A 13318-nucleotide genomic window follows, 5' to 3' on the forward strand; every position below is an offset into this window, starting at 1 on the left:
CATGTTATGAGTCCCGTGACGGTGTGTTGTAATAGTTTCATACGTAACTAAATTTAGTGGCTGTGGATCCGCAGTCAAGTGCTACGCATCGGGTCCGCCTTGGTGTTGCCCTCGAGCCTGCGGCATACTTCGCGGACATCAATCCCATTCGTGGAAGCCCGGAGCCGATGAGCAAGCCGAGTAGCAAGCCGACAAGCGAACGCGCCCTCAAGGTAGGGGTGGTGATGGATGCCATTGCCGACCTCACCTACAAGAAGGACACGACACTGGCCATGCTGTGGGCAGCCCAGGAGCGCGGCTGGTCGCTGCATTACATGGAGCAGGAGGACCTGTTCCTGAAGGATGGCCGTGCCCATGCGCGGATACGCGACCTGACTGCCTTTCGCGACCCCGAGCGCTGGTATGCCCTGGGTGCCCCTGAGCCTACCCCGCTCGCCGAGCTCGACGTGATCCTGATGCGCAAGGACCCGCCGGTCGACGGCCACTTTCTCAACGCGGTGCATCTGCTGGGCTTCGCCGAACGCGAAGGCGTACTGGTGGTCAACCCTACCGTGGCGCTGCTCGCCTGCAACGAGAAGCTCTTCGCCCAGGAATTTCCGCAGTGCTGTACGCCGACCCTGGTCTCCTGCAGCGAGCCGGTGCTGCGTGACTTCCACGCCGAGCATGGCGACGTGATCTTCAAGCCGCTGGACGGCATGGGCGGGAGCGGTATCTTTCACGTTCAGCCGGAAGGGCGAAACCTGGGGGCGATCATCGAGACGCTCACCGAGCGTGGCCAGCGACAGATCATGGCCCAGCGATACATTCCCGAGATCAGGGATGGCGATACCCGTATCCTGTTGATCGACGGCGAGCCGGTGCCCTATGGCCTGGCCCGGGTACCCATGGCCGGCGAGACTCGCGGCAACCTGGCCGCCGGGGGCACGGGCGTCACCCGAGAGCTGAACAGACGCGACTACTGGCTGATCGAGCAGGTGCAGCCGATGATTCGCGAGCGGGGGCTGATGTTCGTTGGCCTCGACGTGATCGGCGACTACATCACCGAAATCAATGTCACCAGCCCCACCTGCGTGCGCGAGATCGATGACCAGCGCGGTACCGACATCGCCGGACTGTTGATGGATGCCATCGAACGGCGTCTGGAGCGGTCCATTTAACCCCATCTAGCCAGATGTCCAGCGAGAGGAGAGACTGCGAATACCATGGCGGTTACCATCAGCGATCCCATCCGCTATGCCCCGGTCACGCGCTCCTATCGCCGCTGGCTGGCGCTGTCGGCGGCGCTGCTGCTGCATCTGGCGCTGATCGGCGTGGTGGCCAGTTACCCGTTCGCGCCTGCCCCGGCAGAGCGTTCGAGCTTGGATGTGGTGCTCGTGACGCAGCGTGCCGAGCTGCCAGTCGAGGCCGACGCCATGGCCGAAGCCGACCAGCAGGCGGCCGGGGAACCTTCCGACGAGATGGCCGCCGAGGCGCGGGCTGCCCCCCTGGAAGAGATGCCTGTGCTGGAAGCGCCGGAAAGTGCAGTGGACCCGGCAACCACGGCGGAGCCGGCCAGTGCCGCCCGAGCCGAACCGGATCCAACCCCGTTGGAGCAGGCCCCTCCATCCGCCGAGGCGACCCGCGAAGAGACCGCCGTGCCCGAGCCCCGCGAAAGCGCCCCCCAGGCTAGTGAGTCGCCCACCGTATCGGCCGCGGCGGCACCTTCGGCATCGGGGCGCGACCTGCTGGCTCAGGCCACCAGCAGCATCCGCGAGCAAGGCCTCGCACCCAACGTGGCAGGACCCTTCGCCGATGCGCAGCGGCCGGCCGCCCAGCGCGCCGCCGAGGCCCGCTATGTCGACGACTGGACACGACGGGTAGAAGACTACGGCAACCGGGTCCACCCGGCCCCTCGTCATCTGGAAGGACAGTTGCGCATCCGCGTGGTGATCGGACGAGATGGTCAGCTCCGCCAGGCGGAGGTGGTACAATCGTCAGGACATACCGAACTCGACCGGGCGGCACTGGATACCGTCCATGGCGCGGGCCCCTACCGGCCCTTCGACAGCGGCATGGGAGAGCTGGACAGCCTCTCCATTACCCGGGTCTGGCGGTTCGGACAAGGCAATCATTTCGGCGTGCGGTAGGACCCAGCCAAGAGCAGGGCCTGCCGTCCGGGAGTCACATGCAATCTGTGCAAAGCTTCGGCTTGAAACACCATTTTCTGATGGCGATGCCCCACCTGGAAGATCCGAATTTTGCCGGTTCTCTCAGCTACCTGTGCGATCACGACGAGAACGGCACCATGGGTGTGATCGTCAACCGTCCACTGGATATTACCCTGGACGCCCTGTTCGAACAGCTGGAGCTGGAGGCGGACGAGAGTCCGCACCGCAGCGCACCGGTCTACTACGGCGGGCCCACCCACAAGGATCGCGGCTTCATCCTGCATCGTGGCTCTAGCGAAGGCTGGGACTCCAGCATCCAGGTGGATAGCGATATCGCCTTGACCACCTCCATGGATATCCTGCTGGCGCTGGCGTCAGGTCGCGGCCCGAAGGAGTTCCTTGTCTGCTTGGGCTGTGCTGGTTGGGAGGCGGGGCAGCTCGAGGCTGAGTTGCTCGACAACGCCTGGCTGACCGTGGAAGGGCGCGCCGACATCCTCTTCGAGGTGCCGCCGGAGCAGCGCCTGACTGCCGCCGCCGGTATTCTTGGTGTGGACCTTAACCTGATGACGCGGGAAGCCGGGCACTCATGACATTCGCACTGCAACGGCCTGCACTCGGTCATACTGCGTTGCCCAGAGACAAGAAATGCTCATTTACACCCAAGTAAACTCCGCTTCCTTGCCTCTGGTCGCCTTGTCTGACCGTCGTACGTCGCGTTGCAGCATCGAATGGATCGGGGAGCAACCATGTCCGGCCAGCGCCTGATCCTGGCCTTCGACTTCGGCACCCGGCGCATCGGCGTGGCGGTGGGCAACGAGATGATTGCCAGTGCGAGACAGCTCGATCCGCTGCCGGCGCGGGATGGCATCCCCGATTGGAACCGGGTTACACGCCTGGTGGAGGAGTGGCAGCCGGACCAGTTCGTGGTGGGGCTGCCGCTCAACATGGACGGCAGCGAGTCGGCGATGAGCTTGCGTGCGCGCAAGTTCGGCAAGCGGCTCTACGGCCGCTACGGCAAGCCCTGCGAGATGGTCGACGAGCGTGGCTCCACCCGGGAAGCCAAGGCCATCGCCCGCGAGGCGGGGCACCTGCGCGATCGTGACAAGAGCTATCGCGACGACGGTGTCGACGGCATCGCGGCGGTATTGATACTCGAAAGCTGGTTCGCCCACCAGGAGGGGCTGCCAAAGGCCTGACGGCGGCAGGGAGCACCAGGCGCACGGTGGCGCCTGGGCGTGTTGTTATGAGCCTGTCGGACTTAACGCTGATCTACTGCGAGATCCGGTCTTTCGGCCAATTTCATTCGATCTGATTCGTTAAATAGCGGGCTATTCGCCTCATCAGATCGATAAACTTGTCTCGAAATCCAAATCTCTCGTGACGATCGGTCAAACCCGACAGGCTCCTAGAACGGCTCAGGTCGTCAGAACGCGTTCCTGATCATAGTGGGCGGCGATATCGCTGACCGAGATGCAGGTGTACTTGATGACGAAGAAGGCCAGGGTGGCGGAGCAGGAGAACGTCTCTTCGAACTGCTCCACCTGGGCGCCGCGGCCACGGGTGACGCTGGCCCGGTAGGTATCGCCGGCCTTGCTCAGCTTGACCTTGGCCTGGCTGTTGGCTTCCTGTTTCTCCAGCACTAGTTCTCGCTGCTTTGCCAGCAGCTCACCCAGCATCTTGCCGCCTTCGCGCTCCTCTGGCGTGGCCCAGACCTCCTGGTCCCGGTTGCCATACTGGTAGAGCATGATGACCGGCAGGACGGAGAAGATGGCGCCACTCAGCATCCAGGTCAGCTCGCCGCTGGAGAGCCCGGCGGTGAATACCGCGAGCAGCTGTACGATGATACCGACGGCGAGCAGGCCGGCCAGCGGCCGCCACATGCGTGGATTGAGGAAGGGCTTGCCGAGGGTGTGTCCCCAGAGCCCCGCCGCCACCAAGGCACCCAGGCCAGTAGAAACCACGGCCCATAGCGGCCCGCCGCCCACCAGCAGTGCAATGGCCCCCAACAGCACCAGCAGGCTGTAGAAAACCGCCAGTAAAATGTACGCGCGATGCAGGTTCATGCCTAACGTCTCCTTGTTCCGGGTTGCCGACCGGCAACGCCTGTTGTTGTTGTCGAACGCCTGGTGGCTAGCTGTACGTGGTGCCAGCTCTGTCGTCATGGGTGGCAGCGCTATGGCTGCCCTTAGCTTCGCACATTCCTCGGTTGCGATCAGCATAGCGCTGACCAACGCTCCTAGCGTGCGGCGTCGTCCACGCCGACCCGCTCGGGTACGAACCAGCGTACCGGGCGCAGGTCCTTCTCGATCAGCGCCTCCACCTGCAGCAGGGTGGCAAAGATCGCCATGCGCATGGGAATGCCATTGTCCGTCTGGCGAAAGATCGCCAGCCGCGGATCGCCGTTGAGGTCGACGTTGAGATCGTTGGCGCCGGGCCGGCTGTCCCGGGGCAGTGGGTGCATGACAATAGTGCTGTTGTTGCAGCGCGCATTGAGGAATTCTCGACCCACGCTGAAATCCTGTGAGACCCCGGCAAAGCTCTCGCTCATCTCCTCGGTGAAGCGCTCCTTCTGGATGCGGGTGGTGTAGACCACATCCAGGTCGGAGAAGTCGCAGGCTAGGCTGTCGCGCTGCTCGACCCGGTGGCCGCGGGAGACGACCCGGTCGATCACATGGCCAGGCATCTCCAGTCCCGGCGGAGACACCAGGGTGATACGCATAGGATCGTAGAGCGACAGCAGTTTGATCAACGAATGGACGGTACGCCCGTATTTCAGGTCGCCGGTCAGTAGGATATGAGCCCCCGCCAGCTTCTTGCCCAAGCGAGCGAACTCCTTGTCGATGGTGTAGAGATCGAGCAGCGCCTGGCTGGGATGCTCGCCGGGACCGTCGCCGCCGTTGATCACTGGCACATGGGTAGCGGCGGCGAACTCGGCTACCGAGCCCTGCTCCGGGTGGCGCATGACGATGGCGTCGCAGTAGCCACTCATCACCCGACTGGTGTCGTAGAGCGACTCCCCCTTGGCCATGGAGGAGAAGGTGAAGCCGGTGGTGTCGCAGACGCTGCCGCCGAGCCGGCAGAAGGCTGCATTGAAGCTGACCCGGGTCCGTGTGCTGGCCTCGAAGAAGAGATTGCCGAGCACCGCCCCCTCCAGCACCCGGGTGACCTGCCGCCGCTGGGCGATGGGCTCCATGCGCGCGGCGACACGCAGCAGGTGATCGACATGGTCTCGGGTCAGGGGGTCGATGGAGAGCAGATGGGGACTCATCACAGGCCTCGGGTTGGCAACGGGAATGGCCGTAGTGTAACCCTCCATGCGGTCCGCATCACGGGCGAATGTCGCTGAATATCAGCGGCTACAAGCCGATACGCGTCGACTGATGACGCAGAGCCAGCTAGCAGGCACCCACTTTCGAGCAGGTGTTGCAGGTGCCACTCATGGCTACGTCCGTGCCTGGCTGGCGGTCGCCGCCCTGCTCGCCGGCCTCACGACTCCGAGGTATGCCACCAGCGAAAAAAGTCCACCGAGGCCAATAGAGATAGCCATGGTGCGGGACGAACCGTCATGGAACTGGCCGACTAGCGCGCCGCCGAGCGCAGCGATAGTCATCTGCAGGAAACCGAACAGCGAGGATGCCGAGCCGGCGCACTGGGGATTGGGCGCCAAGGCGCCGGACATGCTCTGCGGCATCATGATGCCGAAACCGACCAGGAACAGGATATGCGGGCCGATGACGGCCCAGGGTGCGTAGATGCCGGCCAGTGCCAACCCGGCCATGAAGGAGCCTGCCAGAGCACAGCACAGTGTTGCCAGCAACAGCAGCCGGTCGCGTCCCAGCCGATGGCTATAGCGGCCGCTGAACAGAGTGCCCGAGAAGAAGCCGGCCACGATCAGCGTGAAGCCGATCCCGTACTCGAAGGGCGTCATGCCCATGAACTCGATCAGCACGAAGGAGGAGCCGGAGAGAAAGGCGAACAGGCCGGCGAAGCCACTGGCATTGACCAGCGTATAGCCGATGAAGGCGCGCTGGGTGAGCAGCATGCGGTAGTTGCCAAGGATGGTCCTGGGGCTGATCGATTGTCGGTTCCCCGGTGATAGCGGTTCGGGCATGAGCAAGGCGAGCACCAGCAGCATTATTGCGGCATAAAACGTCAGTAGCACGAAGATCGATTGCCAGCCGAAGAACAGCAGCAGCCCGGCTCCGACCACGGGGGCCAGGGCAGGGGCAAGGGCCATGGTGCTGGCCATGTAGGAGAGCACGCGTCCGGCCTCGATGGGGCCGTAGATATCGCGCACGGCGGCACGGCCCAATACCGGGCCGGCGGCACCGCCCAGCGCCTGCAGGAAGCGGCCGAACAACAGCCACTCGATGCTGGGTGCGAAGGCACAGAGCACGCTGGCCAGCAGGAACAGGCTGAAACCAGCGACCATGACCGGCTTGCGTCCGAACCGATCGGAAATGGGTCCGCAGAAGATCTGTGCCACGGCGAAGCCTGCCATGTAAATGCTCAGCGTGAGCTGTATCTGGTCGGGGCCGGTATCGAGTGCCACGGCCATTGCGGGCAGGGCGGGCAGGTACATATCGGTCGCCAGCGGACCCAGCGCGGTCAGGGCCGCCAGGGTCACCACCGTGGCGGGGGACTTCAACCTCAGCACATCGAACTCTCCTCGGGAAGGCGAACAACGGCAGGCGGGCACTGAGATCCCCGTTCAGGCCCCGTTCAGAGCAAGGGATAGCAGCGCCCGCTAGTCGTTAGCTTGCTTATTGTAGTCGAGGTGGTTCGTTATTGCCCACCGGCAAGCACCACAAAAGTGCGGCTCTGAAAGCCGCATAGAAAGAAGAACGTCGCTCAAACTGTTCGGCATATAATCAGCCAAAAGGAGCGATTCCGCCCCTTTTGGCCTTCTCTGCCACGCTACTGTCAGTTCGCTTCAGTTTTCCGTTGCGTTTTCCGTTTCGAACTCCTCCAGAGTGGGGATGTCTGCATCGTGGTCATCGTCATCTTGGGTATCGGCTGTACCCTGACGCCCTCTCAGTGTGGTCGGCCGGCCTTGTCCACCGGGCTTGTCGGCCTGCCCCGTGGTGCCCTGCTGGCCGCGCTGTTGACGGTAACCCCGGCCTTCGTTCCGGTCACGTTTTCCCTCCCGCAAACCGTCGGCAAAGCCTTGGCGATAGCCCCTTATGGCACCTTCCTGCAGCCCTTCCTCTCTCCCTTCCGTATAGCCCTGAATAAACACACTTTGCGGCGTCACACTGCTTTGTTGGCTACGGTCATCCCATCGGCTTCCCTGTCGACGATCGAAGTCCCTGTCGTCCCTTTGAAACTTGTGTGCCCGGTCGTCTTGCATCTGGCTACGCTGCCAGTCTCGCGGAGTATCGCTCTGGGATTGCTGACGGCTGCGATCATCCCAGCCCTGGCCGCCTTGGCTTCTTTGCCTGTCGGAGTCATCCCTTCTTTGCTGGCTGCCCCTATCCCATTGCTGCCCGCCTCTGTCACCCCACTGTTGTCCGCTCTGGGTACCTTGCCGGTCGTAATCGTGCCCCCCGCGGCTATCGTAGGACTGTGCCAACGCCATATTCGAAGCGAGAGCGGCGGAAATTGCCGTTGAAATAAAAATCCGTCTAATCATGCTCCCTCCATAAAACCCAAGTAATCAAGTAAAGCTGTTTGTCTTATCGTGTTTCAATTGATTGTCTAAGGGTTAGCGATTCGAGTCGCGCCAATCGTCGTCCTGGCCGCGTTGCTGGCCGCGCTCCATGCCGCGTTGGTCGCGCCAGCGGTCGTCCTGACGGCCTTGGTCGCGCCAACGATCGTCCTGGTCGCGCCAGCGGTCGTCCTGCATCCGGCCGCGTTGCTGGCTGCGCTCCATGCCGCGTTGGTCGTGCCAGCGGTCGTCCTGATCCTGCCAGCGGTCATCCTGGCGGCCTTGGTCACGCCAGCGGTCGTCCCGATCCTGCCAGCGGTCATCCTGGCGGCCTTGGTCACGCCAGCGGTCGTCTTGCATTCGGCCGCGTTGCTCGCCGCGCTCCATACCGCGTTGGTCGCGCCAACGATCATCCTGATCACGCCAGCGGTCGTCCTGCATCCGGTCGCGTTGCTGGTCGCGTTCCATGCCGCGCTGGTCGCGCCAGCGGTCATCCTGGCGGCTTTGGCCAAACTGACTACGATCCTGGTCGCGCCAGCGCTGCTCCTGGCCAGGCTGTTGGGACCGCTGACTGTCACCCCACTGCTGACCCTGCTGTGCCAAGGCTGAGCCCGTAGTAGCCGTAGCGAGAGCAGCCGTTATAGCTGTGGTGAGAAGTAATTTTTTAAACATGTCTAGCTCCTTTAGAACTTGTTGCTTAAGGCGTGGCGTGCTGCCGCTCGTGGCGAATCCTGTTTCACCATTTAAGCCTTACCCTTCCTCAAGCTAGCTGGCATGTTTGCAATAAAAAGAAGTGGTGGGTTCTTTTTTGTATCGAATTATTTGGTAGTGTGTTCAGTTCTTAGAGTCGGGTGGCAACTGATTGATAGAAGAATATGTAATATTAAAAAAACTGGTTGCCGGGATGAGAAAGTTAACGATTTATACGGAAGAAGAAACGCGGCAAGAGCTAGGGAAGCGTTGAATAAATTGGCCAGCGGGATGAAGCACAAGGCGCACGGAGCGCAGAAACCGGGGCCTATGGGGTATAGGTTAGGATTTCGAGCACCGCGCAACGCAGTGATTCGCACGCAGCAGACATTTATGCAGCGTTTGCCTAGCACAATAGCTGGCCGAAAGGGGGAGCATCTGGTTAGGTGCCATCGGCAGGTAGGTGACAGGCCCCTGGTATCTGCGTCTCAACCGACGTCCGGCTGCTCTCTTGGTGAAGGTTCCGCTGTGCTGCTCACCCTTGACCAAATTGACCGGGACCTGGTCGTACTCCAGGTCCTTGAGGTTCAGGGCGATGCGCACCCGGTAGGCCGCCGACGAACGAAAATAGCCGTATAGCGTGGTCATGGTTGCTTCTCCCTGTGTCATTCACTTGGGCTGGTACTTTACCACCTGCTGGCCTCCGTCAGGGGACTCGATGTGGCGCCTTTCGTGGTGGTCATGGTGATACTTGCCATCTACATCCTGTTGGGCTGTGTGTTCGAAAACATGTCCATGCTGCCGCTCACCGTGCCAGTGTTCTTTCCGGCAGTGGCGGGCCTGGGCTGCGACCTGGTGTGGCTCGGCATCCTGGTGGTGATCGTGATCGTGATCGTGATCGTGATCGAGGTCAGCCTGATTACGCCACCGGTGGGGATGAGCGTCTTTGTGCTACGAGCAGTGCTGCCGAATGTCTCGACAGGCACGAAGTTTCGCGGCAAGACGCCATTCTGGGTGGCCGGCATGGTTCGTGCGTTGCTGGTGCTGCGGTTCCCGGCTATTGTCTGTTCCTGCCGCAACTGCTCTATTAGCTTTCAGATCCGGCGTGGGAGAGGAGAGCCGCGATGAACATGGAAGACACCAAAGCTGCCTCGGCTATTGTGCGAGGCAGGAAGGGGTGACGTTTTCCAGCGACATCACCGGCCGCAGGTAGAACTGCCCGCCCATGTTGCAGCGCGTACGCCCTTCGCCGCTGAAGTCGACGAAACAGTCCTGCTGGGAATGGCCACCGGCGCTGACCTGATTCCAGTACCAGCCAGACGGCGTGTCCGGAAAGGCGTCGAGATCGATAGCCATGGGCGTCTGCCCCTGGCGCTCTTCCGGAGGCTGTATCAGGCCGCTCAGCTCATGAAAGCGGGGCATTCGCCACGGACAGTCGGCGCTTGCCTCCTGCTGGACGCGCCGCTGCGCCGCGCTCCAGTTGAATCGCTCGGCTTCGCCCAGGCAGCGGCCATCGTGGTAGCGCTGCCCCAGGCTGCATCGCATCCAGGCGAGCTGCTGGCGCGTGTCCTTTACCATGCCATCGTGATCGGTCTCATACCTGGACTCGCCGCTGCCCAGGGCCGGACCAGCCAATGCCAGGAGCAGCCCCGCCACTAGTGCCCGGCAGTGCAGGTTCATGCCTCGACCGACGTCTCGCTGGGGATGCGCCCGCCCAGGCGGGCGGTAATCTCCGCGGCGGTTTCGCGAACCAGCTCGCCGAGTTCCACCAGGCGGGATTCGGGAATGCGGGCCACCGGGCCGGAGACCGAAATGGCTGCCAGCGGCGTGCCATGCTCGTCATGCACGCAGGCCGCCACGCAGTGCAGGCCGATGGCATGCTCCTCACGGTCGCAGGCGTAGCCCTGCTGGCGGATCTCGGCGAGGCCGGCCCGCAGGGACTCGGGCGTGTGCAGGGTGTTCTCGGTCACCCGGGACAGGCCTCGCTCGGCCAACACGCGCTCGAACTCGTCATCGGGGAGCCAGGCCATCAGCGCCTTGCCGACACCCGAGGCGTGCAGCGGAGCACGGGAGCCTAGCCGAGTGATCATGCGCATCATCTGCGGCGATTCACTCTGAGCCAGGAAGACGGCCGTGGCGCCATCGCGGATGCCCAGGTTGGCGGTCTCGCCGGTCTGGGCGGTCAGGCGACGCAGGAAGGGCCTGCTGGTGGCCACGAAGTCCCGGGCTTCCAGGAAGCTGTTGCCGATGCGGAAGGTCTTGACGTCGATCTTCCACACGCCAAGCTCGTTATCCTGGGTGATGAAGCCCTGTCCCTGCAGGGCCTGGAGCAGTCGGTGGGTGGTGGAGGGCGCCAGGTCGACCATCTCGGCCAGTTCGGATAGCGCCAGGCCGCCCGGTGTTGCCGCCAGCCGCTCGAGCAGATTGAGCCCGCGCACCAGCGATTGGCTGTGGCCACTCGTACTCTTGCCGGGGCCTGGCGGCCGTCCTGCCGTTCTGCGTTTGACTTCACTCACCTGCGTTGTCTCCAAATTCTGGGTGGGCCGCTCGTATTAGCCAGGGCCAGGCCTTCTTGCCGGCATGAAAGCAGCTCTCAGGATACCCGCTCCGCTTCACCTTGTCGCGGCGACGGAAAAGCCTTCCATTTGCTCTTTCCCACGCCGATTCAGCGGTGCCGCCAGTGCGGGGGGCGCTTCTCGATGAAGGCGTCGATGCCCTCGGCCACATCCTCGGCCATCATGTTGCAGGCCATGGTATCGCCGGCAAAGGTGTAGGCCTGGTCAAGCGGCATCTGTAGCTGGCGCTGGAACATGACTTTGCCGGTACGTACTGCCACGCCGCTCTTGGCGCAGATACTGGCGGTAAGCCCATCGAGAATTTCATCCAGCGAGTCGTCAGCGGCCACCCGGTTGATCAGTCCCCAGTCCAGGGCCTGGTCGGCATCGATGAATTCGCCGGTAAAGAGCATCTCCAGGGCACGCTTGCGGCCGATGCTGCGGGACAGCGCCACTGCCGGCGTGGAGCAGAACAGCCCCACGTTGATGCCCGATACGGCAAAGCGTGCCGAGCTTGCCGCCACGGCCAGGTCGCAGCTGGCCACCAGTTGGCAGCCAGCGGCGGTGGCGATGCCTTGGACGCGGGCGACCACCGGCACCGGCAGGTTGACGATACGCTGCATCACCTCGCCGCAGCGCGCAAACAGTGACTGATAGTAGGCCTCGTCAGGGGTGGCGCGCATCTGCTTGAGGTCATGACCGGCGCAGAAGGCCTTCCCCTCGGCGGCGATCACCACGCAGCGGACCGAGTCGTTCTCGGCCAGGCGGGCGAGTTCATGGTCCAGGGCAGCCAGCATCTCCTCGGAGAGCGCATTGAACTGGCGCGGACGGTTCATCGTCAGGGTGGCGACCCCGCCCGCGTCGTGGCGAACCAGGGGCAGGTCGTCATCGATGGTTGGCATTGATATATCCTTGATAGGGTGAACCAGCCACCAGCCTAGCCCGTCACGACCGTCTTTCGGCACCCCTGCGACCAAAGACGAGGTTCAGGAACCAAAGACGATGCCCAGGAGAGCGCCATGACCGATTCGACACGCCACCCACTGGCCGACGCCGCATTGCACAAGGGACTACCCGAGACCGGTAACCGGCTGCTGGCCGATGTGAGCCTGCCCGCTGCCGTCATTCACGAGGTTGCACTGGCCCACAACCTCAACTGGATGCAGAGATTCTGTGAGGCCCACGGCGCACGGCTCGCTCCCCATGGCAAGACCACCATGGCACCGGCGCTTTTCCATCGGCAGCTGCAAGCCGGTGCCTGGGGTATCACCCTGGCAACGGCGGCGCAGTGTCGTGCGGCCTTTGCCCACGGTGTCCATCGTTTGTTGATGGCCAATCAGTTGGTAGGGGAAGCCAACATGGCCATCGTTGCCGGGCTCATCGAGGCCGGTGCCGACTACTATTGTGTGGTCGATAGCGCCGAGAATGCGCGCCACCTGGGGCGCTATTTCGCGGCCCGTGGCTTGCGCCTGCAGGTGCTGATCGAACTGGGTGTGGAGGGGGGGCGCTGTGGCTGTCGTGGCCAGAACGAGGTGATGGCGCTGGGCGAGCTGGTGGAGAGCAAGCCGGCCCTGGTGCTGTCGGGGCTGGAGGGTTACGAGGGCGTGGTCTATGGCGACGACCCGGAGGAGAAGGTTCGCGCTTACGCCTGGCAGCTGGTCGAAGCCGCCCAGGCCCTGGATCACGATGGCCTGATCGAGAGTCCCCATCCCTTGATCACCGCATCCGGCTCGGCCTGGTACGACCTGGTGGCCGAGGTCTTCCATGAAGCCCGCCTGGGCAGCCACTTTGTTCCTGTGCTTCGCCCCGGCTGCTATGTGGTGCACGACCACGGCATCTATCGCTCGGCCCAGCATGCAGTGCTGGGGCGGCGTCCGAGCATCGATCAGGGATTGCGGCCCGCACTGGAAGTCTATGCCCAGGTGGTGTCGCTACCCGAGCCTGGCCTGGCCATCCTCGGCCTGGGAAAGCGCGATATCGGCCATGACCAGATGCCCGAACCGTTGCACCGATACCGGGAGGACGGCAGCGTCGGTGACATCCTCTCGGTGGCGGGGTGGCGTGTCACCAAGTTGATGGACCAGCACGCCTTCGTCACGCTGCCCCAGGACGAGTGGCAAGAGAAGAGCCGCGAGACGGTCCGGGTCGGTGATATCGTGGCCATGGGCGTTTCACACCCCTGCCTGACCTTCGACAAATGGCGCCGGCTATGCCGGGTCAACGAACGCCTCGAGATGGTCGAAGTGGTGGAGACCTGCTTCTAGCCGCTGTGGTGCTTC

13 protein-coding genes and 2 pseudogenes are annotated in these 13318 nt (G+C 63.1%); 6 read left to right on the forward strand and 9 right to left on the reverse strand.

From position 1 onward, the window contains the following. The first annotated feature begins 167 nt into the window (after nt 1-167). The 4 genes from gshB (at nt 168) to ruvX (ending at nt 3343) form a co-directional block, all read left to right on the forward strand. Nucleotides 168-1157 (forward strand): glutathione synthase, encoded by a 990-nt coding sequence (gene gshB, locus DU490_RS01825; RefSeq protein WP_114572627.1) that lies wholly within the window; start codon nt 168-170, stop codon nt 1155-1157. 45 nt (nt 1158-1202) lie between these two features. Further along, entirely contained in the window at nt 1203-2126 is a 924-nt protein-coding gene (locus tag DU490_RS01830; protein ID WP_114572628.1) for an energy transducer TonB, read from the forward strand. A 38-nt stretch (nt 2127-2164) separates the two neighbouring features. Next, a complete protein-coding gene (locus tag DU490_RS01835) occupies nt 2165-2737 on the forward strand; it encodes a YqgE/AlgH family protein (protein ID WP_114572629.1) in 573 nt (190 codons plus the stop codon). A gap of 156 nt (nt 2738-2893) precedes the next feature. Continuing rightward, nucleotides 2894-3343 carry a Holliday junction resolvase RuvX gene (ruvX, locus tag DU490_RS01840; protein ID WP_114572630.1) on the forward strand — a complete coding sequence of 150 codons (450 nt, stop codon included), beginning with the start codon at nt 2894-2896 and terminating at the stop codon, nt 3341-3343. Between the two features lie 219 nt (nt 3344-3562). On the opposite strand, the gene DU490_RS01845 is transcribed toward ruvX, so the two are convergent. From DU490_RS01845 to DU490_RS17610, 6 genes and pseudogenes are all read right to left on the reverse strand, one after another. Further along, nucleotides 3563-4210 carry a hypothetical protein gene (locus DU490_RS01845; protein WP_114572631.1) on the reverse strand — a complete coding sequence of 216 codons (648 nt, stop codon included), beginning with the start codon at nt 4208-4210 and terminating at the stop codon, nt 3563-3565. Nucleotides 4211-4383: 173 nt separating this feature from the next. Beyond that, a complete protein-coding gene (pyrB, locus tag DU490_RS01850) occupies nt 4384-5415 on the reverse strand; it encodes an aspartate carbamoyltransferase (protein ID WP_114572632.1) in 1032 nt (343 codons plus the stop codon). 174 nt (nt 5416-5589) lie between these two features. Then, complete coding sequence (locus DU490_RS01855; protein WP_114572633.1) at nt 5590-6804, reverse strand: multidrug effflux MFS transporter; 1215 nt, start codon at nt 6802-6804, stop codon at nt 5590-5592. 276 nt (nt 6805-7080) lie between these two features. Next, nucleotides 7081-7779 (reverse strand): hypothetical protein, encoded by a 699-nt coding sequence (locus tag DU490_RS01860; RefSeq protein ID WP_114572634.1) that lies wholly within the window; start codon nt 7777-7779, stop codon nt 7081-7083. Nucleotides 7780-7851: 72 nt separating this feature from the next. Beyond that, nucleotides 7852-8397 carry a hypothetical protein gene (locus DU490_RS01865; RefSeq protein ID WP_114572635.1) on the reverse strand — a complete coding sequence of 182 codons (546 nt, stop codon included), beginning with the start codon at nt 8395-8397 and terminating at the stop codon, nt 7852-7854. Nucleotides 8398-9000: 603 nt separating this feature from the next. Then, nucleotides 9001-9132: pseudogene (locus DU490_RS17610) on the reverse strand (glutathione S-transferase N-terminal domain-containing protein); the annotation flags it as partial. 45 nt (nt 9133-9177) lie between these two features. On the opposite strand from DU490_RS17610, the pseudogene DU490_RS01875 reads away from it, so the two are divergent. Further along, nucleotides 9178-9575, forward strand: a pseudogene (locus DU490_RS01875) (TRAP transporter large permease subunit); the annotation flags it as partial. A gap of 64 nt (nt 9576-9639) precedes the next feature. Here the strand turns inward: DU490_RS01875 and DU490_RS01880 are convergent. The 3 genes from DU490_RS01880 to DU490_RS01890 all read right to left on the reverse strand — a co-directional run bounded on the left by DU490_RS01880 (nt 9640) and on the right by DU490_RS01890 (nt 11941). Continuing rightward, nucleotides 9640-10164: a DUF1566 domain-containing protein gene (locus DU490_RS01880; RefSeq protein ID WP_114572636.1), complete on the reverse strand. Its 525-nt coding sequence runs from the start codon at nt 10162-10164 to the stop codon at nt 9640-9642. Further along, entirely contained in the window at nt 10161-11000 is an 840-nt protein-coding gene (locus tag DU490_RS01885; RefSeq protein ID WP_114572637.1) for an IclR family transcriptional regulator, read from the reverse strand. Before DU490_RS01885 ends, DU490_RS01880 begins: the two co-directional genes overlap by 4 nt. A 149-nt stretch (nt 11001-11149) precedes the next feature. Next, nucleotides 11150-11941, reverse strand: coding sequence for an enoyl-CoA hydratase (locus DU490_RS01890; protein ID WP_114572638.1), 792 nt, complete (start codon nt 11939-11941; stop codon nt 11150-11152). A 117-nt stretch (nt 11942-12058) separates the two neighbouring features. Here DU490_RS01890 and DU490_RS01895 point away from each other — a divergent pair, with 117 nt between their 5' ends. After that, the gene (locus DU490_RS01895) at nt 12059-13303 is read left to right on the forward strand and encodes an amino acid deaminase (protein ID WP_114572639.1); all 1245 of its coding nucleotides are present in this window, start codon (nt 12059-12061) and stop codon (nt 13301-13303) included. Nucleotides 13304-13318 lie beyond the last annotated feature (15 nt).

This window comes from Halomonas sp. DQ26W (assembly GCF_003339685.1).
GTDB lineage: Bacteria > Pseudomonadota > Gammaproteobacteria > Pseudomonadales > Halomonadaceae > Halomonas.